The sequence below is a fragment of the Paenibacillus lentus genome (assembly GCF_003931855.1).
Classification (GTDB): domain Bacteria; phylum Bacillota; class Bacilli; order Paenibacillales; family Paenibacillaceae; genus Fontibacillus; species Fontibacillus lentus.
In genome coordinates this window covers 373,182-395,476 of the sequence record NZ_CP034248.1, presented here as the reverse complement: position 1 = coordinate 395,476, position 22,295 = coordinate 373,182, and the positions used below count along the sequence as shown (strand labels likewise).

Genomic DNA, 22,295 nt, shown 5'->3' with positions numbered 1-22,295 from the left:
TCTTAGAGAAATAGCATCTAAATTATTAAAATGAAGCATCGAGGAGAGAGGAGAGCTACGGAATGAAAACGGAACAGGCTTGGATAAACGAGGCTTGGCATAAATCGCTGGAAAAAACGCTGCGGAATACCGCTCGAATCGGATCTGATTTTCCCCATGCGAGTCAAAATGGAGTATATCAACTGGCTGAGCCAAGCTGGTGGACAGCGGGCTTTTGGCCGGGGATGCTCTGGCTTCTGTATCAGGAGAGCGGAAAGGAAGAGCTGAAGGCGCTGGCCGAGGAATGTGAGGCTAAACTGGATGAAGTGCTTCACGGCTTTGTAAAGCTGGATCATGATATGGGGTTCATGTGGACATTGACCAGTATTGCCAACTACATGTTGACAGGCAACGAAACTTCGCGAATAAGAGCTATGAAGGCTGCGAACTATCTTGCTGCTCGTTTTAATATGAAGGGGCAATTTATCCGGGCGTGGAATCCCTGGTCAGAAGGAGAGCGGAATGAAGGCCAGGCCATCATTGATTGCTGCATGAATATGCCGCTCCTGTTCTGGGCTTCGCGTGTCAGCGGCGATCCTCGTTTTGCCCACATTGCCGAGGCGCATATGGATACCGTGCTAAAGTATTTTATTCGAGATGACGGCTCGGTGTATCATATCGTCAATTTTGATCCGCAGACGGGTGAAATGCTGGAAGGGTTGGGCGGTCAGGGATATGCTCCAGAATCTGCCTGGTCGCGGGGCGCTGCCTGGGCCATTTACGGCCTGACTTTGGCTTATCACCATACAGGTAAGGAGGATTATTTCCAGGCCGCGAAGCGAGTGGCGAATTTCTTTCTCAGCAGGCTGCCGGAGGATAGTGTGCCCGCTTGGGACTTTCGTGCTCCTGATGAGCTGCGCAGTCTTCGTGACAGTTCGGCCGGCTCCTGTGCGGCAAGCGGTCTTCTGCTGCTCGCGAATCAGAGTGAGGGAGGAGATGCGGATGTCTACCGTGCAGGCGGTGAGCGAATATTGAAGTCCCTGTACGAAAACTACGGCACCTGGAATCTCCCTGAAGAGGAAGGGCTGCTGCTGCATGGTACGAGCAACTATCCGCAGGGCACCAATATCGATGTCCCGTTGATTTACGGCGACTACTTCTTTGTAGAAGGCTTGGCTCGGCTGAAGGGCTGCGGGCCGTTTTATTGGGAGTAATCTTTTTAAGGCGGTGCATGGGTATCGATTTCAGCGGATTGCTATCGAGCTCTAGCATTTCTTGTATCGTGTATGTATAATTGTGGAATATCCTCTAACCGCATCGCCCCAGCCTAAGATAAGAGTGATCTTAAGCTGGGGCGTTTTGTTGGATTGAGGAGTATGGGCAATATCAACTATACATATAAGGAGAAGATGACTTATGGATACTGCTGCGAATGTTGGCATATTTGGCATTTTTCCAATTTTGGCTATTCTAATTTATTTGGCATTGATCGGACTAAGCGTTTACTGCTTGATTTTATTTATTAAGCTTGCTCACAGGGGAATTAAAGCACTGGACATTTACATTCATGAAAAGGGGCGTTAGTTTCGAAATTCTAAACAAACATGGAAGTTATCTTGGCGAGATATTAGAGCCCCTTGATGTCTCAGCCTTCCATTGGCGTACTGGCGGTGAGGAGTCTTATATAATAAATGCGGAAGGACTGGGGCCTCCCCTTTTTATAGAACAGGCAAGTGGCATGGAGGGCGAGCTTCTAAAGGATCTTATAGAAAATAAATCATATTATTTAATATTTGCAGATCTCAAAGCTTATCCCAAGGGGCAAAACATAACGAATGTGGAAACGTACGAGGATTTTTTACATAGTGGTTGTCAACTATGCCTGCTTGTCGTGGATAGCGTATATGTCACGATATATTGTAAGAGCAATGTGTAACTTGAAAGTCTATATCAAAATGCAAGCGAAAAAGGATTTTTCCATGTCCAATATATCACCGATGAAAATGACTTTAGAACTAGACTGTCCGTATGGTAGTCCGGTGGTAGCTTAATAGTCACGGAAACCTTCTCGTCTACATCTAGCGAGAGCCATTAAAATCACCGTCTTCCGAGGGAAGACGGTGATTTGTTTTAATGAGTAACACCTATAACTAAAGGCGATTAATCGACGTTCCAGTTAGCCATCATGCCTCTCGCCATTTCCATGTCGGCCTCTTTTCCTGTGGTAAGGGCGAACTTGGCGACTAAAGCCGGATAAGCAGCCCATTGCTCCGCGATGTGCTCATGCATACGGGGCCAGGTTTTGCCCCCAGCCTTTTCATAACGTCTAAGCAAATCCCGCAATCCTTCTTGGCCAAAAAGGGCATATAGAATGCCCCGAGCCTACCACTGAACCATTCGGTATGCGTGTCTGTTATATCGCTGACCCCGAAGGAAACCTTATAGAAATATGTTCAGGAAATGACGATAGCAGTCAAGCCAAATAATATAATATGATTTTTTAGTCGGCTGCTGAATGGCATAGTCGATTATTATTACCTATCATAATCATAAGAAATCTGTAATTGATCATGGATCATGGCCTCTCCTATACTATAGATAAGTAGCAATGCTACATAATTAATAAGGAGATGATCGTAATGTCAAAAGCGGTTTTTTATCATGCGGGTTGTCCGATTTGCGTGGATGCGGAGCAGGTGGTGCTCAGGTATCTTGACGAATCAAAACTTAATACGGAGATCGTGCATCTGGGCACGGCCCGGAATCGCATTGAAGAAGCGGAGAGTGCCGGGGTTCAATCTGTTCCTGCTTTGGTGATCGATGGTAATGTGTATCACATCAACTATGGCGCGAGCCTGGAGGATGTCAAAAAAGGCTAACTTTGCCTATAGGAAAGGTGCCTGCTTAGGCGCCTTTTCCTTTTATAAATCAGCTTTTATCTGACCATGTTTACATGTAAAATGGATACAAGAATGAACATGGAAGGTACGAATAGCTATGATATTTGATCCCCAGCACCGCAAAGACAATCGTTCAGCCCGCGTCAGCATGGCTCTCTTTCGGATTTCGCAGGCTATCAAAAAGGTGACACAAGCAGAGAGTGACGCACTGGGGTTATCACCCGTACAGATTCAAGCGCTGCTGTTTGCGGCATATACCCGAAGTGATGTGGCTACCGTGGGTAATTTTGCTGGCGCCATCGGTACGACCCATGTAACTGCGGTGAAGATTATCAATGGATTGGTCGGTAAAGGGCTAGTCAGCAAAGCGCAAAAGCCCGAGGATCGCCGAGTAACCTTGCTCAATTTGACTGCAGAAGGTAGAGTCATCGTTTCGCAGCTGAACCATTGGGGGCGCTCCCTCGAAGAAGTGCTCGGCTCTATTCCGGATGAAGCTTTGGCGGATTTCGAGCTGGGGCTCGGCGCTATTATTTCGGCCATGCAGCAGCGCGGCCAGCTTGTGGTTGCTGAACCCTGCTTGGGCTGTGTACATTTTCACCCGAATGCCGGCGATGCCGCAGCACCTCATTATTGCGGACTTGTCCAAAAATATCTTACCCACGAAGCCTCTCTCCAAGAGTGCCCCGAACATACTCCTTCTATCGAAGTCTGAAAGGAAATGGGTCGACTTTCGTCTCCCCCTTGCCTTATACAGGATTTCATTCCCCTTAAACCATAGGGATAACCTATCAAAATGATATAAATTATTGAATTGAACGATCGATTCCTGCGCTCTATACTAGAGCGAAATACGGAAACCGTCTCCTGAAAGGAATTGAACAAAAATTATGGTTCATCACCGTACCCCCTTATTTACTGCTTTAACCGAGCATGCCAAGCGCAATCCAATTCCGTTCCATATACCCGGCCACAAAAAAGGCGAGGGCATGGAAAACGGGTTTAAAACCTTTTTGGGCGACAATGCCTTGTCCATTGATCTAATCAATATTGCGCCTTTGGATGATTTGCACCAGCCCACCGGAGTGATTGATGAAGCACAGCGCTTGGCTGCATATGCTTTTGGTGCGGATTATTCTTTGTTTTCCGTGCAGGGTACAAGTACCGCGATTATGACGATGATCATGTCGGTTTGCGGCCCGGGCGATAAAATTATCGTGCCGCGGAACCTGCATAAGTCGATTTTATCGGCGATCATTTTCGCCGGAGCTAAGCCGATCTTTGTTGCCCCGGAGCGGGATGCGGACTTAGGCATCGATCATGGTATTTCCGTTCGCTCGGTCAAGAAGGCAATTGAAAGGCATCCGGATGCCAAGGCCGTACTGGTGATCAATCCGACGTATTTCGGGGTATGCACGAATTTAAAGGCGATCGTTGATCTGGCTCACCATTACGGCATACCCGTACTCGTCGACGAGGCGCATGGAGCGCTGCTGCATTTTCACGACAAGCTTCCGTTATCGGCGATGCAGGCCGGCGCAGATCTAGCGGCGACAAGCATGCACAAGCTTGGTGGATCATTGACCCAAAGCTCGCTTCTTCACATCAAGAAGGGCATTGTGCAACCGGAAAAAGTACAGGCGATGTTCAGTATGCTGACAACGACCTCCACTTCTTACATTCTGTTAGCCTCCTTGGATGCAGCACGTAAGCAGCTCGCCCTGCAAGGCTGCGAGATGTCGAGTAAAGCAATTCGATTGGCGGAGTACGCCAGAAACCGGATCAATGAAATTCCCGGTCTGTCTTCCTTTGGGAGAGAGATTTTGTGGACGGACGCAGCGTTTGATTTCGATCCTACCAAGCTTACGGTGCATGTTCGGGAGCTTGGAATTACCGGATATGATGCGGAGCAATGGCTGCGAGACCATTACAACATCGAGGTGGAGCTGAGCGATTTATACAATATTCTGTGCTTAATCACGCCGGGCGACTCGAAAGAAGCCATAGACTGTCTACTGAACGCTTTAGCTGAGCTCGCTAACGAGCACTACAAGCAACAAGCGGATCTTCAAGCTGTGGATGTCAAACTACCCGAGATTCCGCAGCTGGCCTTAACGCCAAGAGACGCTTTTTACGGGGATGTCGAGCTTATACCTATCGCCCAATCCGCTGGACGCATCATTGCAGAGTCCATCTATGTTTATCCTCCGGGCATTCCTATTTTGCTGCCGGGGGAAGTGATTGCAGAGCAGCATATCCGTTACATTCTGGAGCATTTGGAAGTCGGTCTTCCTGTAAAGGGGCCCGAGGATTTGACGGTTCAAAACGTTAAGGTTGTGGTCGAAGTGAAGGCCATTTTTTAAAGGGAGGAATTGGGAATGAAACACCTGTTCAAACAAGATCCGGCTATAGCCAAAGCGATTCAGCTGGAACTGGAACGACAACGCGACAAAATTGAACTGATTGCTTCGGAGAATTTTGTCAGTGGAGCTGTTATGGAGGCGATGGGTACTGTTTTAACCAATAAATACGCGGAAGGCTACCCTGGAAAAAGATTTTACGGCGGCTGTCAGTACGTGGACAGGGTAGAGGATTTGGCCAGGCAAAGAGTGAAGGAACTGTTCGGGGCAGAGCATGCCAACGTGCAGCCCCATTCAGGAGCACAGGCCAATATGGCCGTTTACTTTGCCGCTGTAAACGCCGGGGATACGATTCTCGGCATGAATCTATCGCATGGCGGCCATTTGACGCATGGAAGTCCCGTCAATGCTTCTGGAAAATTATATAACTTTATTCCGTATGGAGTTAATGCTCAGACCTCTCGCATTGATTTTGATGAGGTGCGAAAGTTGGCCCATAAACACAAGCCGCGCATGATCGTCGTAGGGGCAAGCGCCTATCCGCGGACGATTGATTTTGAGCCTTTTGCCCAGATTGCTGAAGAAGTAGGCGCGCTGTTCCTTGTAGATATGGCCCACATTGCGGGGATCGTTGCGGCAGGCTTGCATCCGAATCCCGTGCCCCACGCCCATTTTGTGACAACGACTACCCATAAGACGCTGCGCGGGCCGAGAGGCGGGGTGATTTTATGCAAGGAATCGTGGGCGCGAGCCATTGATAAAGCAGTCTTTCCAACGACGCAGGGCGGCCCGCTGATGCATATGATTGCCGCTAAGGCTGTCGCTTTCGAGGAAAATGCCGGAGCTGAATTCAGAATATATATGGAACGCGTCCTGCAGAACGCCAAAATATTGGCCGAGGCTTTAATGGCAGAAGGCCTGCATGCCGTTTCCGGAGGAACAGACAATCATCTCATTCTTCTGGATCTTCGGAATATTGAGCTGACCGGCAAAGAGGCCCAGCAACTGTTAGATGAAATTGGAATTACCGTCAATAAGAACACTATTCCTTTTGATCCTACAAGCCCGCTTGTCACGAGCGGGATTCGGCTCGGAACTCCTGCGGCTACAACAAGAGGCATGGGGCCGGAGGAAATGAAGGAGATTGCCGGGATCATTGCGACCGCTTTGAAGCATCCGCATCATTCGGCGGTTCACGAGCAATTGAGTGGCAAGGTACAGGAAATTACCTCGCGGTTCTCTTTGTATGAGGAAACAATGAGCTGAAGGAGGAGCAGCCATGACATCCAGCACCAGAAGGAAGGATACTTACTCTAGAGCAGCCTTCGCTGAGGCCAAAAGCGTGATCCCCGGAGGGGTAAACAGCCCGGTTCGCGCCTTTTCATCGGTCGGCTTGCCCCCTGTGTTCATCGCAGGCGGACAAGGATCGCACGTGTTCGATATCGATGGGAATGAGTTCATAGATTATATCGGCTCGTGGGGGCCGTTGATCTTGGGACATACTCATCCGGAGGTTGTCGAGGCAATAGGAAAAGCGGCGGCTCAAGGAACAAGCTTTGGCTTGCCCACAGAAATTGAAACGAAAATGGCCCGGCTGATCATCGAAAGCGTTCCGTCTATAGATATGGTACGCATGGTGAATTCCGGCACGGAAGCTTCAATGAGTGTCCTACGTTTAGCCAGAGGATTTACGAAGCGGCAAAAAATTGTGAAGTTCCAAGGAGGCTATCACGGGCATGCGGATGCTCTGCTCATTAAATCCGGCTCCGGGGTGGCGACCTTGGGCTTGCCAGACAGCCCGGGAGTCCCTGAAAGTGTCGCTGCAAATACCATTACGGTGCCTTATAACAGTATGGCTAGCATTCGTCATACATTCGAACAATTTGGCGACCAGATCGCGGCCGTCATCGTTGAGCCGGTCGCCGGAAATATGGGTGTCGTGCCGCCCTTGCCCGGCTTTCTTCAAGGGTTAAGGGAGATTACCGCGCAGTATGGCAGCCTGCTGATCTTCGATGAGGTCATGACGGGATTCCGGGTGAGCTATCATGGGGCGCAAGGGTTATACGGAATCGAGCCGGATCTTACCTGCCTTGGAAAAGTGATTGGCGGAGGTCTCCCGGTTGGCGCTTATGGCGGCAAGCATGAAATTATGCAGCAGATTGCTCCTGCCGGGCCCATCTATCAAGCCGGAACGTTATCGGGTAATCCGCTCGCCATGACGGCTGGATATACGACTTTGCGATTGCTTGGACAGCCTGGAATCTATGACGAATTGGAAAGAAAAGCAGCTCGGCTGGCAGAAGGCTTTATGCGAAATGCCGAAATGACAGGGATTCCGCTCCAGGTCAATAGGGTAGGTTCGATGCTTTCTATTTTTTTTACGGAACATGACGTCGTGGATTATGAGACAGCTAAACGGTCGAATATGGGGTTGTTTAAACAATACTATGCAGCGATGCTGGATCGTGGCATTTTGACAGCACCTACCCCATATGAAGTTATGTTCGTATCGGCTGCCCATTCGGTTGAGGATATCGAAGCTACGATTAAAGCCCATTACGAGGTTTTAAAAACGATAGAATTCGTCAAGGAGTGATTTGGTTTGAATATGGCTGAGCCTAGTGACGACGACGCCCTGTTCCCGACCTATACGAAGTATCCCGTCTCGCTAGTCAAAGGGGATGGAAGCCGACTATGGGACGATCAAGGCAAAGAGTATTTGGACTTTATGTCGGGAATTGCGGTATGTAATTTGGGGCATGTATCCAACCTGTTCCATATTCCGAACCAGCAGAAGCTGGCGCAGATGCTCACCGCTCATAGCTGTGCGGATCTCGTCTTTTTTTGCAATAGCGGGGCGGAAGCCAATGAAGCTGCGATCAAATGTGCCAGAAGATACCACCAGCGGGTGCTAGGGAATGGCAGATATGAAATTATCACGTTCGAAAATTCCTTTCATGGGCGCACGATGGCCACCTTGACTGCGACGGGGCAGGATAAGGTCAAGGATGGATTTTTTCCGCTGCCGGAGGGGTTTGCCTATGCACGATATAACGATATTCAGTCGGTAGAAGATATCATCACGGAGCGAACCGCCGCGATCATGCTTGAACTCGTACAGGGAGAGGGCGGCATGTATGCCGCGGATCCCGAGTTTGTGGCTCGGCTCTCCGCTCTATGCAAGGAGCGAGGACTCCTGCTTATGATCGATGAGGTGCAGACGGGAATGGGGCGAACGGGAAAGCTGTTTGCATACGAGCATTATGGCATCGAGCCAGATATCATCACGCTTGCCAAAGGGCTGGCCAACGGGTTTCCTATCGGCGCAATGATGGGAAAGAAAAAGCTTCGTGACGCCTTCTCCCCAGGAAGCCATGCGTCGACATTCGGAGGCGCCCCGCTTGCGGCGGCGGCTGGTCTGGCTACACTGGAGACGATACTTGAGGAATGCTTGTGTGAACGCGCGGAACAGATGGGAACATATGCTTTGAACAGGCTGCGGGAGCAGCTTCAATATTATTCCATCGTTCAATCTGTAAGGGGCCTCGGTCTATTGATCGGCATTGAATGCCGCGAACCGATTGCCCCCATCATTCAAGAGCTGCTGCAGCACGGACTATTGGTATTGGCAGCAGGTTCCCATGTGATTCGTTTTATACCGAGCTTATACATTACGAAGGAAGAAATTGACCAAGCCGTGGACATTGTCTCTACCGTACTGGAGAAGCGTTAGTCCATATGTTTGCCTTTGATCGTAGTGACCAATTGCTCCATAAATACCCGGCTGGCCGCGCACAAATATTTATTTTTCCGATAGACGACCCCGATTTGTGTTGTTGGCACCGGGTTCTGAATCGGAATTATTTGAATATGCGGATGGCTTATGTAGTCGAGATAACCTTTCGGCAAAATGGTGACGCCGAGGCCTTGAGCGACCATATTGATAATCGATTCCATAGTCGTCATTTCCATAATCGGCTGCGGCGTGAATGCAAGGGCCCGGCATTGCTCGTTAATGAGCTGCCGTAGAAAATACGTGCTTGGCAATAAAACACTTGGCGTCTCTTTAAGAATATCAAGCGTCACAAAAGATTCCTGAGCAAGGGGATGATCCGCAGGCAAGGCTAGAGCAAGATTTTCTTTGTAGAGCGGGATCGTTTCAAGATCATCATGCTCCATCGGCAAATAGACGATGCCCAAATCGAGCTCATTTTGCAGCAGCCCGTTGTAGATATCTCCGGTTCGCAGACCGAGCACAGACAGCTCCACATTGGGATAGCTGCGATGGAAGCCAATCACGGTTGGGGGGAGCAAGTAATTGACTACCGTCAGCAGCGCGCCGATTTTTAATGAACCTCTTTTCAATCCCTGGATTTCACTGATCGCGGCACGTGCCTGGGAGAGCTCATGAAACACATTGTAGCTGTGGTGCAGCAAGGTCTTGCCCGCTTCGGTAATGACGGTTTTCTTGCCGATGCGATCGAACAAGGGCGTGCCGATTTCGTGCTCCAGCAAACGAATTTGCTGACTTAGAGAGGGCTGGGCGATGCCCAGCTTCTCGGCGGCACGGGTAAAATGCAGCTCATGGCATACGGCCATGAAATACTCCAATTGCCTGAGTTCCATGAATCTTCCTCCTTGAAAAGCCTGTTTTCAAAAAAAATAATAGGATGTTTCTATCATTGTAAGACAAATCATATGAAATATCTATATATATGATAAAAGGAGAATGGAGATGAACCAAGTCTATAACTTTAATGCGGGGCCCGCAGGATTGCCTGGGGAAGTGATGCATCAAGTACAGGAGGAGCTCCTTGACCTACAGGGCACCGGTCTATCTGTCCTGGAAATTTCGCATAGAAGCAAGGAATATGAACAAATCAACGACGAAACTCAGCAGCTGTTAAAGGAGCTTCTGCACATTCCCTCCAGTTATGAAGTGATGTTTATGCAGGGAGGCGCCAGTACGCAGTTTGCCATGGTGCCAATGAATTTTTTGACCGCAGGACATGTAGCGAGTTACATTCACAGCGGGACTTGGTCGGGCAAAGCCATAGCAGAAGCGAGAAAAATGGGCGATACGGCAATCGCGGCAAGCTCGGAGGCGGAGCATTTTACAAAGGTTCCCGATTTGCAGGGAATGATGCTCCACCCAGAAACAGCCTATGTTCACCTTACTTCCAATGAAACGATCGCGGGTACCCAATACCGGAACTTTGCCGATCCGGGAGAAGTGCCGTTGATTGCAGATATGTCCAGTGATATATTGTCCCGTCCGGTTGATGTATCTAACTTTGCGCTTATCTATGCCGGCGCTCAGAAGAACCTAGGGCCGTCCGGCGTTACCGTTGTGATCGCTAACCGTGAGCTGCTGAGCAGAATTCCTGCAAATATCCCCGATATTATGAATTATCGAATTCATGCGAACAGTCGCTCGTTGTATAACACGCCGCCTGTGTTTGCCGTGTACATGGTCAATCTTGTGCTGAAATGGATTCGGAATAACGGTGGAGTAAAAGGCATGGAACGGCGCAATCGGCTCAAAGCCGATTTACTGTATAGCACTATCGACCATAGCGGCGGATTTTATGACGGACTGGCTCATAAGGACAGTCGTTCTCTGATGAATGCGACGTTTCGTGTGATGAATGATGAATTGGAACTGCGATTTCTACAAGAAGCGGAGCAAAACGGCTTTGTGGGGTTGAGGGGACATCGGGATGCCGGGCATCTGCGGGCTTCGATCTATAATGCAGTTACGTATGAACAATGTAAAGCTTTGGCGGATTTCATGGTGGACTTTCAACGGCGCTTTGGTTAGAAAATACCTACAAACTGAAATTTCGACCCTTCTTCGTCGGAATTTCAGTTTATGAAGCATAGTCTGGGACCTTGTATGCGCGGCTGATAATTAGTGCAGAACGATAGGTAAAACCAATCATTATGAGTCAAAACATGCAATTGAACATATGCAAGAAGGCAGGTAATATCAGGTTACAGCTTCTCCAATATTCTATTTTCGGGAGTATAGCCAAATGGTAAGGCGAGGGCTCGCAAAGCCCTAGGTTCTGGTTCGAATCCAGATACTCCCTTCACATGTGTAGGTATGGATTCAAGGATTCAACTGATACGTCCATTTATCGCTACGAATCATAGGGATTAACTATTGTTTTTTTGTGAATGATTGAAAGTTTAATTAAATAAGTTTAGATACTTAAAAATATGGAGGAATGAAAGATGGAAACAGGAACGATTCGAGTCAAACGTGGGATGGCGGAAATGCAAAAAGGCGGTGTCATCATGGACGTGATGAATGCTGAGCAGGCCAAAATTGCGGAAGCGGCTGGAGCTACTGCCGTAATGGCACTAGAAAGAGTGCCGGCGGATATCCGTGCGGCGGGCGGAGTTGCACGGATGGCCGATCCGGTTGTTGTAGAGCAGGTGATGAAGGCAGTATCGATCCCAGTGATGGCGAAAGCGCGAATCGGTCACTATGTAGAAGCCAAAGTACTTGAAGCCCTAAGCGTGGACTATATCGACGAAAGTGAAGTGTTAACGCCCGCCGATGATATTTTCCATATCGACAAAAATGAGTTTACGATCCCATTTGTTTGCGGGGCCAGGGATTTGGGAGAGGCCTTGCGTCGCATCGGAGAGGGGGCATCGATGATTCGCACCAAAGGGGAGCCGGGAACGGGGAATATTGTCGAGGCTGTACGCCACATGCGCATGATGCTTGGGCAAATACGTAAAGTGCAGGGAATGAGCAAGGATGAACTCATGGTGGAGGCTAAGCAGCTCGGCGCGCCTTACGAATTATTGCTGCAGGTTAAGGAAACGGGGAGATTACCGGTCGTTAACTTTGCCGCTGGAGGGGTGGCTACTCCCGCTGATGCAGCTTTAATGATGATATTGGGAGCCGACGGGGTGTTTGTTGGGTCGGGTATTTTTAAATCGGAGCAGCCGGAGAAATTTGCCCGGGCTATTGTGGAGGCAACGACGCATTATACCGACTTTAAGCGGATTGCAGAAATATCCAAAAATCTGGGCACCCCGATGAAAGGGATAGAAATCTCAAAGCTAGAGGCAGGAGACCGCATGCAGGAACGTGGTATATAATAGGAGAGAGGCAGTTGATTCTTGAATTCAAGTCGGAAACGGAAGTGATCCCTAATGGGACAGGGTGAAATTATATCCATCAATGTAGGCAAGCCCGTGCAGGTGCAGTTTAATAATAAGGAAGTATCTACAGGCATATTCAAGACGCCCAGCGATGAACCGCTGTTCTTGTCCTGGTTGAACTTCGATGGAGACGGTCAAGCCGACCTTGTTCACCACGGAGGAAGGGAGAAGGCCGTCTGTGTGTATCCTTATGAACACTATCCCTATTGGGAGAGGGAATTGGATCAGGCGTTGGGATACAGCGCTTTTGGTGAAAATTTAACGACGAGGGGTCTGCTGGAGACGGAGGTTTGCATCGGCGATATTTTTCAGCTGGGGGAAGCGATCGTCCAGGTAAGTCAGCCAAGACAGCCTTGTTTCAAACTATCCGTAAAGTACGGTGCGCCTGACATGCCGTTAAAAGTTCAAAAAACCGGCTACACCGGCTTTTATTTTCGGGTGCTTCAAGAAGGGCTCGTATCCAAATCCGCTGGTTTGATTAGAACCCACCGCCATCCGCTGGGAATTACGGTTTCCTATGCCAATCGCATTATGCATGAGGAGAAGGATAACCTCGACGGCGTTAGAAAGATCCTTGAGGTGGAGGAATTATCGGAAAACTGGCGAAAAACCTTTTTGAAGCGTCTAGCAGGAACTGCGACAGATACCCAGGAAAGATTAACCGGCCAAAAGGGAGAGTAGCTTCGAGCCCCGCCCGATTCTTTATTGCTACCAAGACTACCGAAATAGGATGAACGGATGTATAATCATTGCAAGAAGCTCGCATGACAAGCGTCTCAGCCTAAGATAAGAGCGATCTTAAGGCTGAGGCGTTTTTGCGATGATGAGGATCATTAATTCGAGCTTCATGGGGATCATTGTTGGTGAATCCTATTTTGATTCAAGGACCCTGACGGAAATATAATAGAAAATATCAGCGGGAAAATGAGCATATCGTGCTCGATACAGGTGTTGCCTATCCTCTAATTAAAAGGCTGCTCAGTATAAATACGGAGGAACTGGAGGATCAGCCGGTGGAGGTCGTTTTGCTGTCTCGTAATGATCCAGATACGAGTGATAACGACTCTAAGGAATTTAGATATTAGAGTAGACGAGGCTTTCTTTTTAGGTGGAATTGATAAAGGCAGAGTTCTGCGAATATTTAAGCCGCATATATTCTTCGATGATCAGGTGGGACACATCGAAGGTGTCGCTAGAATTGTTCCCTCTGTTCATGTTCCGTTTGGAATAACAAATGTAATAAGAGACAGGAGTGCTTCGGAGAAGAATCCTCCTCCCTTGGAATAGCATCTGTTTCTGTTAAATATGGGGCTGGAGAGGGAGAGGACTGAAGAATGAGAAAAAGAAAAGTAAATGTAATCATCGCTATAGCTGTCAGTAAACGATATTTAAATGCTGTTGGCATCTTCTGAACGGGTACCTATAAACTAGATACTTTGAAAAAGGGTGTTTAGGCTGTGGGTACCTTTTGTTATTGGAGGAACAACCCACTGGAATAAGGTCGTTTTTTCACTTTTTTTCTGGTAACGCATAGGTAGACTTTAATTAATTATTAAGTACCTTCCAAACGCTTTGCTGCTGGATGTATAATCATGGAAGACCAAACAAATAGTTTTCTGAAGGGAGTTAACTGATTGTATCCAGACGGTTCTGTCCGGTGAACTATTATATAGACCGGGGCAACATATTCATTCATATATCGTATTAACTTTTGAACCTTAATTTAGTTAATTAGACATCCAACGACCTGACCCTATGAGAAGTGTTGATCTAGGAGCAGGTCGTTATTTATAGGAGGAAGCCATGGCGGTAACCGTTCAGCTCCAAAACCGAGCTTTCGAATTGCAATCCTTTCATGACTTTGCATGGCTGGATAGCATGGGAGAGATAATTGCGGTATTTGATCAGCAGGATTCCGGTAATATTTCATTTGGAATCAAGCAAGAGGATGGTCAGAAAACTTTTGTGAAATACGCAGGCGCCGAAACCGTGAATTACCAAGGGGATGTGAAGGAAGCCATTTTTCGACTCCAGCAAGCTATGACCGTGTATGAAGACTTAATGCATCCAAGCCTAGTGAAACTAGTGACCCATTTTGCAACGAAAGACGGATATGCTGCAGTTTTTGAATGGTTCGACGGGGAGAATCTACATCCGCATTGGTCTTTCCCGCCGCCTGCGAAGTATACGGACCCTGATTCACCATATTATCAATATAGGCAGCTCTCCATAGAACAGCGGCTCTCCGCTTTGGATGTGATTTTTTCCTTTCATGCTGCTGTCGAGCAGAGGGGCTACGTGGCTGTCGATTTTTATGATGGGAGCATCATGTATGATTTCAAATTGAGGTCGACACGGGTTTGCGATATTGATTTGTATCGGAAAGGGCCTTTTATCAATACCATGGGTAGAATGTGGGGCTCGTCCAGGTTCATGTCCCCGGAAGAATTTGAAAAAGGGGCCGTGATCGATGGAATCACCAACGTGTTCAACATGGGAGCCGCGGCTTTTGCGCTGCTCGGCGGAGAGCTCGACCGTTCATTGGCAAAATGGGAGGCTGGCCCAGAGCTGTATGAGGTGGCCTTGAAGGCTGTTGAACCGGAGCGGCAGCGCCGATATTCGTCCGTTGCGGAGTTTAATATGGCATGGAAGCAAAGAAGATAGAAGCTTATGAAGATACGCCCTCGCTGATACGGCAAAGTGATATTTGTCGACCCGCGGGATACCTTTTTCTGGTTAAATAGACGGTGGGGCAATTGAATTGGCAACTTGCGGAAATTTTTTTCGTATAACATGCAGGGGCTGACACCGGATGCATCGTCTATTTATTGAGGTATAAGAATTTATAAGCTCATCCTTATACAAGGCTTATATTTCTATGGGAAACGTAGTTGCGCCGTTCATGGGCGGCGTTAGACGTTTACTTTTGAGAGAGAGATTCATATAAAAAGGAGTGGAGAACTTGCTTCGTGTAGAGGGCTTGTCCCATGCTTTCAAAAATGGCGGCGAGACCACGCTTGTTCTACAGAACATCAATTTTCATGTCCGCAAGGGCGAGATGATTGCGCTGCTGGGCAGCTCGGGCTCAGGAAAGTCGACCCTGCTCAATCTGATGGCAGGGCTGATGAAGCCGACCGAAGGTGAAATTTATATCGCCGATCATAACATTGTGAAGATGAACGAGAACAAACTGGCCGAGTTCCGCCGCAAGCATATCGGTTTTATATTTCAAGCTTATGAGCTACTGCCGAACTTGACGGTGCGTGAAAATATCGAGATGCCGCTTGTCTTTCAATCTACCCGCCCCTCCGTCCGGAAGCAAAAAGCGCTGCAGTTGCTCGAGCAGGTCGGCATTCCAGACAAGGCCGAACTGTTCCCGTCCCAGCTGTCGGGTGGACAGCAGCAGCGGGTCAGCATCGCCCGGTCGCTGATAACCGAGCCTTCGGTCATCTTTGCTGACGAGCCGACCGGGAATCTGGATACGAAGACGGAGGAAGAAATTTTGGCGATTCTTAAGCAGCTCAACCAGACAATGAACACCACCTTTATTATTGTTACGCATGAGCGCGAGGTGGCGCAACAAACGCAGAATATTATTACGCTGCGGGATGGACAGCTCCAGACATCACAGCCGGCTGTAGATCGGCAAGTGGAAGCAGAGGAGGTACAAGCTTGAGAATCAGCGATCTGACAAGGCTGTCTTGGGATCAGGTACGGCGACGCAAAGTCGTGACTATGCTGTGCTCAGCTGGTTTGTCCATAGGCTGCGCTGCAATTATATTGGCGATGAGCATCGGCGAATCGACGCAACAGATCGTCGAATCCCAGTTGAACAGCTTTCTAAAGATGGATGAGATTACGGTTATGCCCGATTCCGGTGCTATGCCGGGCCAGGGCAACCCCGACCAGCTCAACGAAGAGGTGAATAACCGTGGGCTGCTGACGGATCAGAAGCTCGAGGTTATGCGCAATATGAAGCATGTAACGGCTGTCGCACCATATCAGAGATTCGATCATTTGGAAATGACGACAGCGGACGGCAAGGAGGGCTACGTCGAAGTGGTCGCTACGGATCTGACCCGGCTTAAGGACTTTGGAGAGACCTTCGCGCAGGGCAAGGCCGACAGTGTGGATATCAATTCAGTTGTGCTCAGTTACGGGGCCACGATGGGCTTGATGGACGAGGAGACTAGAAACAAACTATATGAAACAATGGAACGTTCAGGATATGATCGAGAGTCGCAGGAGCAATACCGCAATATGATGGTCATACCGACAGCCATGTACCAGACGCAAATTCAGCTCGTGAAGTATGACGAAAATGGCAAACAGCTAACGAGCACTCCCTTGCAGGTCGTTGGCGTGCTGAAGAAGCCCAAGGGCCGCAGTGATATTTCCATCGCCCAGGACAGCAAGATTTACATCTCGATCGAAACGGCCGAGCAGCTGCGAAAAGAGCTGATACCTTCCTCGGTGCAAAGCAGCACAATTACATACAACTCAGTTAAGGTGAAGGTGGACGCGGAGCAGAACGTAAAGCAGGTCGAGGAGCAGCTGCAGCGGCTTACCGTATCGACACAGTCGAATCTGCTGCAAAAGGAGCAACTGGAGGAGCAATTCGCCGTGTTCAAGGCGATTGCGATCGGTGCGGGTGTCTTTATTTTGATCATCGCCTCGATCTCTATTATTGTCGCCATGACGATGTCGACCTATCAGCGCCGCCGACAGATCGGTATTATGAAGGTGCTGGGGTCGAATCTGTCCCAGATTCGCAATATGTTCATTGTTGAAGCGGCCTTGCTTGGCATCCTTGGCGGGCTGCTGGGCATTATGTTTTCCTACTGGATCGTATGGGGAATTAACGCACTCATTTTGTCATTGAATAGGGGAGAGTCGGATATATCGATTTTCATCCCGTATACAGCCATTCCGGTCGGGTTGGCCTTTGCGATCATGACAGGTATTATGTCGGGCATTTATCCGGCGGTCAGCGCATCGCGGACAGATGCTTTAACCGCAATCAAACGGGATTAGAGATGCGATATCAGTTCCGCATAGCATAGGATGCTCGTCAAGACGGTGCAACAGAGGGACACGGGGGCTGCACATAGAGGCGTATACGGCCTCGCCGCTGCCAATTCTAAGTGGTATGAGAGAAGGAGAGCAGGAAAGTGAAGAAAAAAATAAAATGGATTATTATCGCTATCATTCTTGCCGGAATCAGTTACTTGCTGTATTCCATGTCGAAGCCTGCCCAGGTCGCTGATCCGGGAATGGATTCTCAGGCTATTACATTCCAGGTAACGAAAGAGACGCTGGTTCACACGATACGGGTCAAGGGAAAATCTCTGTATGAGCAGGAGACATCGGTCTATGCTCCGTTCAGCTCCAAAGTAACGGAGTGGAAGATCGAGGACGGTCAGCAGGTCAATAAAGACGATGTGCTGTTCAGGCTGGATCAGACCGAGCTGCAGAACCAGATTACACGGGAAGAAGCGGAGCTTCGCAAAGCCGAGCTGGAAACCACGCTGCAGTCTTTTGTCGCAGAGTTCGACATGGAGACAGTAGGAGGCGAACTAACCGAAGAGAACCGCAAAAAATTGCTCGTCAACCGGGAGAGTGAGCGGCTGTCGAAGGAGCTGGAGGATGTGCGCAAATCGATTCAGCGTCAGGAGCTGGAGCAGAAAAAGCTGAAGCTGCAGGATTCCGAATTCCGCGCTCCGGCTGCGGGCATTTTCCTGTTCGATTCGGCAGCGAAGAAGGCGCAGACGCTTAGCGACAATCAATATGTTGGCAAGATTGTCGATCTGAACAAGCTGCAATTTACTGCCCTCGTCGGGGAGCAGGATGTATTCCGGATCAAGCCGGATATGAATGTGAAAGTGACAATGAGCGCGATGAAGGATGTACCGCTGAGCGGAACTGTGAAGCATGTCTCCAAATTTGCCAAGACGGGAACCGACGAGGACAGCATGAATAAAGCAGCGCAATTCGAGGTCACCATCTCTCTTGAACCAAGCGAGTATCTGATTGCCGGGCTATCGCTCACCGGTGATATCGAGACTAACCGTAAGGAAAATGTATTGGTTCTTCCGTCGATCGCTGTCATGCGCGATGAGACCTCTGCTTATGTCATGCTGGATAAAGGGGCAGGTCAATACGAGCGTAGAGATATCAAGATAGGCCTGGAGACGATTGATAAAACTGAGGTGCTGGAAGGTTTGAAGGAAGGCGATACGGTCGTCTTGCAATAAGTTCCGGGCAGCGCTTCATTTATTTCGGACAAACCTGGCAGGTAGCTGTCAGGTTCGTCTGTTTATATACTACATATAAGGAGCGGCATTGTCTGAGCAGATTGTGGCATGTTCTGGAGAAACGAAGCATTCTCCCTTGTTCACGGATTTCTACCTCTATTAGAGCGCCTTCACGACAGTGCCGTTATTCGTGAGTAGCCGAGCTGCGAAGCTGCTTTCAAGCTTAAAAGCTTGAAAGCTTGGAAGCTTGGAAGTGAAGGGAGATCGAGACATATGGATATACGGGAATTCCGTTTAAGGGATTTGGAGTCATGTGTGGCTCTGTTTATCGAGGTGTTCAACCAAGAGCCATGGAACGACAGATGGTCTGCGGAGAAGGCGAGAATTTATCTGAAGGATTTCACGGAAACGCCTGGATTTATCGGGATTGTTGCAGAGGATAATAGGAATAATCTGGTGGGCTTGATGTTTGGCTGCCGCCGGCAATGGTGGAGTGGAGATGAGTTTTGGATCAATGAAATGTGCGTGGACAGAAGCATTCAGCAATCTGGAATTGGCTCGGCTATGCTTAAGTATTTAGAAAGTACATTAGCCCGTAAAGGGGTCGAGAACATGGTGCTGCTGACGAACCGGGGAATCCCCGCAGAGGGTTTTTACCGCAAAAATGGCTTTGATGAAATCAGCAGAATTATTTTTTTAGATAAAGGGATTGGGGCTGAATCAAAATGATCATCGATCTATCTCACCTTATCGAGAATGCGATGCCTGTGTTTCCAGGCGATGAAGAGACAGTATTGCTTCACTCGAAGCGCTTCGAAAAAGATCACTACAACAATCACCAATTATCGATCAATATGCACGCAGGTACTCATATCGATGGCCCTATGCATTTGACCGATTCGAACGTATATCTTAATGAACTACCGCTGGATAACTTTATCGGTGAAGGGTGTCTACTGGACGTAACGGGACAATCAACAATTCATTACAGGGAAGAGTATGAGCGTGCAATCAAGCCTGGTCAGATTGTGCTATTGTACACGGGGCACAGCGGGTGCTTTGGAGAAGAGAGGTATTTCACGGATTATCCTGTGTTGACTCTGGACTTTGCTGAGCTGTTAGTCAGAAAGCAGGTAAAAATGATCGGCATGGATACGCCTTCGCCCGATAAGCATCCGTTTGATATCCACAAATACTTGTTTGAGCACCGTATCCCCATCGCCGAAAATCTGACCAACCTGGAGCTGCTAGTGAATGTAAAATCGTTTGAGATCATTGCCCTTCCGCTACATATCAAATCCGACTCATCCCCAGCACGCATCATTGCCCGATTGGTATAATTACCAGTTGCTTACATGGATTAACGATTATTAAGATTGAGCTGCATGGCAGGGAACTTAATGTCAGATTCGTAAAGCGCAGTTTATAATGATTACACTACAAAGTTAATAGGACGGAGGTACTTTTATGGAGAGAGGCAATTTCATCATTACCGGAACATCGAAGGGAATCGGCGAGCAGTTGGCGAGCAGGCTGCTGGATCGGGGACACTATGTATATGGCATCGCTCGTGGAAGCTCGGAAGCTTTACGCAGCTATAGAAACTACACTCATCGAACCTTTGATTTAAGCGAGATCAAGGCGATCGATTCCCTAATTGAAGAGATAGTTAATGGAGTAAATATTAACGACTCCGAAATAATTTGCCTAGTTAATAATGCAGCTGTGCTCGAACCGTTAAAACCGATTGAGCGCTGCACCCCTGTGGAAATCCAGCAACATTTGCAAGTCAGCTTAATGGCCCCGATGATATTAACCTCCAGTTTTATTCGCCATACTGAGCACATAGACATCAGAAGGAAAGTTATGAATATTAGCTCGGGTTCAGGAACGCATCCCGCACCTGGCATGAGTGTATATTGCACGGCTAAGGCTGGAATCAATATGTTCACTGAATGTATCGGGTTAGAGCAATCAAGCCAGTCTAAACCTGTAGAGATTATAGCGGTAGACCCAGGAATGGTTGAGACAGAGCTGCAGGCGGCTGCTCGGGGCAAGGATGAGCAGGAATTCGGGATGGCCAAGCTTTTCAAACAAGCACACGAATCAGGGCAAATTCAATCTACCGAGGAGCTTGGAAGGCATCTGCTGAGAATAATCGAGGATGAAATTGCTCCTGGCAGGCTTGTCAATTACGCAGAATATCGGCGCTGAGAGCCTGGGGATTCAAGGGAGGGGAGGGCCATGGAAATTTACTATAATGAATATTTAATTTCTGACGATAAAGAACGGCTGGACTTAGATAAGGTCAAGGGGTATCTAGCCAGAAGTTATTGGGCAAATCAGCGATCAGAAGAAAAAATAGAGAAGTCTATCGAAGAGTCGGTTTGTTTTGGCATATATAAAGACAAGAAGCAGGTGGGGTTTGCCCGTGTAGTGACGGACGATGCCACGATGTATTGGCTGTGTGATGTGTTTATCGATGAGAATTACAGGGGGCTAGGGCTTGGTAAATATTTAGTTGAGACTATTACCGAGTCTGAGAGGTTTCGCAAACTGACGGGTCTGCTAGGTACCCGCGACGCTCATGAGCTCTACGAGCAATTTCATTTTGTACGGGATCGTGATAGATTGATGAGAAGAGCTCCCCGATGAATTAAGACGTTATATGGAATAATGGAGAAGATGAACGAAGATGCCATAGATAATTGAGGATATTTAAAGCGACAGGAGGGCTAATCATGGCTAAGCATCACAGACGAGGGGCGGACTTGATCCAAGAGGTGAACCGCACCGAGGTTCCCTTCGGGACGCTGGCGATTTGGTTTCTAGGTCAGGAGAGCGTAATTATAAAGGGAGATGGAGTAACGGTGTACGTGGATCCTTATGTATCGGATCACCTGGATCTCCCCCGTACTTATCCTGCGCCGATTACCCCTGAAGATATTAATGGGGCGGATCTGTGTCTGATTACTCATGAGCATGTAGATCATATGGATGCGGGGACGTTGCCTATTTTACACCAGCAAAACAAGGAGGCGCTCATCATGGCTCCCGCTTGCTGCAAACCGGATTTGATCGAGATGGGCATCCATGACTCGCAAATTTTAGAGGCGGATGACAGCCAAGAGGCCGAGCTGTTCTCTAAAGTTAAAATTACAACGATCCCAGCGGCCCATGAGCAGTTGGATAAGGATACGAAGGGGAAGCCTCGCTATGTGGGCTATGTTATCCAGTTGAATGGGGTTACGCTATATCATGCGGGAGATACGGTGCTTTTCCCGGAATTAGTTGAGCAAATGAGCGCCATTCAGCCTGATGTTGCTCTGCTCCCGATTAATGGGGCTGATTATTTTCGCCGGGAGCGCGGGATTGTTGGCAATATGAATTATAGGGAAGCGGCCGAGTTCGCGGTGAGAATCGGCGCGGAGACGGTCATTCCGTTGCATTATGACGTATTTGCGGGGAATGCTGAGAAGCCGGGCCATTTTGTGGACTATCTTTATGAGCACTTTCCTGAGCAGAAGTGCCATGTCATGGCCCGCGGCGAACGGTTCGTGTATGTGAAGAGCAGTAGCTTCCTTCGGCTGTAAGGTTGAGGGAGAGTTTTTTAAAATAGAAAT

General features: G+C 48.5%; 23 protein-coding genes, 1 tRNA gene and 2 pseudogenes. 24 read left to right on the top strand and 2 right to left on the bottom strand.

Annotated elements, in window-relative coordinates:
- The first annotated feature begins 62 nt into the window (after nucleotides 1–62).
- The 3 genes and pseudogenes from EIM92_RS01900 (at nucleotide 63) to EIM92_RS01895 (ending at nucleotide 2,014) form a co-directional block, all read left to right on the top strand.
- Nucleotides 63–1,193, top strand: a complete 1,131-nt coding sequence (locus tag EIM92_RS01900; protein WP_125081230.1) for a glycoside hydrolase family 88 protein — start codon at nucleotides 63–65, stop codon at nucleotides 1,191–1,193.
- 202 nt (nucleotides 1,194–1,395) lie between these two features.
- Nucleotides 1,396–1,563, top strand: a complete 168-nt coding sequence (locus tag EIM92_RS23595; RefSeq protein WP_164515002.1) for a hypothetical protein — start codon at nucleotides 1,396–1,398, stop codon at nucleotides 1,561–1,563.
- Nucleotides 1,547–2,014: pseudogene (locus EIM92_RS01895) on the top strand (DUF2691 family protein). The gene EIM92_RS23595 and the pseudogene EIM92_RS01895 overlap by 17 nt, the downstream one beginning before the upstream one ends.
- Nucleotides 2,015–2,139: 125 nt before the next feature.
- Here the strand turns inward: EIM92_RS01895 and EIM92_RS01890 are convergent.
- Nucleotides 2,140–2,352 (bottom strand): annotated as a pseudogene (locus EIM92_RS01890) (hypothetical protein); the annotation flags it as partial.
- A 266-nt stretch (nucleotides 2,353–2,618) separates the two neighbouring features.
- On the opposite strand from EIM92_RS01890, the gene EIM92_RS01885 reads away from it, so the two are divergent.
- The 6 genes from EIM92_RS01885 to EIM92_RS01860 all read left to right on the top strand — a co-directional run bounded on the left by EIM92_RS01885 (nucleotide 2,619) and on the right by EIM92_RS01860 (nucleotide 8,969).
- A complete protein-coding gene (locus tag EIM92_RS01885; protein WP_110930135.1) occupies nucleotides 2,619–2,858 on the top strand; it encodes a thioredoxin family protein in 240 nt (79 codons plus the stop codon).
- 118 nt (nucleotides 2,859–2,976) lie between these two features.
- Nucleotides 2,977–3,591, top strand: coding sequence for a MarR family winged helix-turn-helix transcriptional regulator (locus EIM92_RS01880; RefSeq protein ID WP_125081229.1), 615 nt, complete (start codon nucleotides 2,977–2,979; stop codon nucleotides 3,589–3,591).
- Nucleotides 3,592–3,766: 175 nt separating this feature from the next.
- Nucleotides 3,767–5,239 carry an aminotransferase class I/II-fold pyridoxal phosphate-dependent enzyme gene (locus EIM92_RS01875; protein ID WP_125081228.1) on the top strand — a complete coding sequence of 491 codons (1,473 nt, stop codon included), beginning with the start codon at nucleotides 3,767–3,769 and terminating at the stop codon, nucleotides 5,237–5,239.
- A gap of 15 nt (nucleotides 5,240–5,254) precedes the next feature.
- Nucleotides 5,255–6,502 (top strand): serine hydroxymethyltransferase, encoded by a 1,248-nt coding sequence (locus EIM92_RS01870; protein WP_125081227.1) that lies wholly within the window; start codon nucleotides 5,255–5,257, stop codon nucleotides 6,500–6,502.
- Between the two features lie 13 nt (nucleotides 6,503–6,515).
- Nucleotides 6,516–7,832: a glutamate-1-semialdehyde 2,1-aminomutase gene (gene hemL / locus EIM92_RS01865; RefSeq protein WP_125081226.1), complete on the top strand. Its 1,317-nt coding sequence runs from the start codon at nucleotides 6,516–6,518 to the stop codon at nucleotides 7,830–7,832.
- Nucleotides 7,833–7,844: 12 nt separating this feature from the next.
- A complete protein-coding gene (locus EIM92_RS01860; RefSeq protein WP_125081225.1) occupies nucleotides 7,845–8,969 on the top strand; it encodes an aspartate aminotransferase family protein in 1,125 nt (374 codons plus the stop codon).
- On the opposite strand, the gene EIM92_RS01855 is transcribed toward EIM92_RS01860, so the two are convergent.
- Nucleotides 8,966–9,862, bottom strand: a complete 897-nt coding sequence (locus EIM92_RS01855; RefSeq protein WP_125081224.1) for a LysR substrate-binding domain-containing protein — start codon at nucleotides 9,860–9,862, stop codon at nucleotides 8,966–8,968. The genes EIM92_RS01860 and EIM92_RS01855 overlap by 4 nt on opposite strands.
- Before the next feature lie 109 nt (nucleotides 9,863–9,971).
- Between EIM92_RS01855 and serC the strand changes: the two genes are divergently transcribed.
- The 15 genes from serC to EIM92_RS01785 all read left to right on the top strand — a co-directional run bounded on the left by serC (nucleotide 9,972) and on the right by EIM92_RS01785 (nucleotide 22,265).
- Nucleotides 9,972–11,057, top strand: a complete 1,086-nt coding sequence (serC, locus tag EIM92_RS01850; RefSeq protein WP_211344418.1) for a 3-phosphoserine/phosphohydroxythreonine transaminase — start codon at nucleotides 9,972–9,974, stop codon at nucleotides 11,055–11,057.
- A gap of 200 nt (nucleotides 11,058–11,257) precedes the next feature.
- Nucleotides 11,258–11,328, top strand: a tRNA-Cys gene (locus tag EIM92_RS01845).
- 145 nt (nucleotides 11,329–11,473) lie between these two features.
- Nucleotides 11,474–12,355, top strand: coding sequence for a pyridoxal 5'-phosphate synthase lyase subunit PdxS (gene pdxS, locus EIM92_RS01840; RefSeq protein ID WP_125081222.1), 882 nt, complete (start codon nucleotides 11,474–11,476; stop codon nucleotides 12,353–12,355).
- Between the two features lie 54 nt (nucleotides 12,356–12,409).
- Entirely contained in the window at nucleotides 12,410–13,099 is a 690-nt protein-coding gene (locus EIM92_RS01835; protein WP_125081221.1) for an MOSC domain-containing protein, read from the top strand.
- A gap of 254 nt (nucleotides 13,100–13,353) precedes the next feature.
- Complete coding sequence (locus tag EIM92_RS24035) at nucleotides 13,354–13,503, top strand: 5'-nucleotidase (RefSeq protein WP_246021175.1); 150 nt, start codon at nucleotides 13,354–13,356, stop codon at nucleotides 13,501–13,503.
- Entirely contained in the window at nucleotides 13,457–13,705 is a 249-nt protein-coding gene (locus EIM92_RS01830) for a 5'-nucleotidase (RefSeq protein ID WP_246021173.1), read from the top strand. The genes EIM92_RS24035 and EIM92_RS01830 overlap by 47 nt, the downstream gene beginning before the upstream one ends.
- A 516-nt stretch (nucleotides 13,706–14,221) precedes the next feature.
- Nucleotides 14,222–15,082 (top strand): serine/threonine-protein kinase, encoded by an 861-nt coding sequence (locus EIM92_RS01825; RefSeq protein ID WP_125081220.1) that lies wholly within the window; start codon nucleotides 14,222–14,224, stop codon nucleotides 15,080–15,082.
- A 298-nt stretch (nucleotides 15,083–15,380) separates the two neighbouring features.
- Complete coding sequence (locus EIM92_RS01820; protein ID WP_125081219.1) at nucleotides 15,381–16,094, top strand: ABC transporter ATP-binding protein; 714 nt, start codon at nucleotides 15,381–15,383, stop codon at nucleotides 16,092–16,094.
- Complete coding sequence (locus EIM92_RS01815) at nucleotides 16,091–17,452, top strand: ABC transporter permease (protein ID WP_125081218.1); 1,362 nt, start codon at nucleotides 16,091–16,093, stop codon at nucleotides 17,450–17,452. The genes EIM92_RS01820 and EIM92_RS01815 overlap by 4 nt, the downstream gene beginning before the upstream one ends.
- A gap of 137 nt (nucleotides 17,453–17,589) precedes the next feature.
- A complete protein-coding gene (locus EIM92_RS01810) occupies nucleotides 17,590–18,672 on the top strand; it encodes an efflux RND transporter periplasmic adaptor subunit (protein ID WP_125081217.1) in 1,083 nt (360 codons plus the stop codon).
- 273 nt (nucleotides 18,673–18,945) lie between these two features.
- Nucleotides 18,946–19,401 (top strand): GNAT family N-acetyltransferase, encoded by a 456-nt coding sequence (locus EIM92_RS01805; protein WP_125081216.1) that lies wholly within the window; start codon nucleotides 18,946–18,948, stop codon nucleotides 19,399–19,401.
- Complete coding sequence (locus tag EIM92_RS01800) at nucleotides 19,398–20,012, top strand: cyclase family protein (RefSeq protein ID WP_211344417.1); 615 nt, start codon at nucleotides 19,398–19,400, stop codon at nucleotides 20,010–20,012. The genes EIM92_RS01805 and EIM92_RS01800 overlap by 4 nt, the downstream gene beginning before the upstream one ends.
- 127 nt (nucleotides 20,013–20,139) lie before the next feature.
- A complete protein-coding gene (locus EIM92_RS01795) occupies nucleotides 20,140–20,886 on the top strand; it encodes an SDR family NAD(P)-dependent oxidoreductase (RefSeq protein ID WP_125081214.1) in 747 nt (248 codons plus the stop codon).
- Nucleotides 20,887–20,916: 30 nt separating this feature from the next.
- On the top strand, nucleotides 20,917–21,327 hold the full coding sequence (locus tag EIM92_RS01790; RefSeq protein ID WP_125081213.1) for a GNAT family N-acetyltransferase: 411 nt from the start codon (nucleotides 20,917–20,919) through the stop codon (nucleotides 21,325–21,327).
- Nucleotides 21,328–21,413: 86 nt separating this feature from the next.
- Nucleotides 21,414–22,265: an MBL fold metallo-hydrolase gene (locus tag EIM92_RS01785; protein WP_125081212.1), complete on the top strand. Its 852-nt coding sequence runs from the start codon at nucleotides 21,414–21,416 to the stop codon at nucleotides 22,263–22,265.
- Nucleotides 22,266–22,295: the final 30 nt, after the last annotated feature.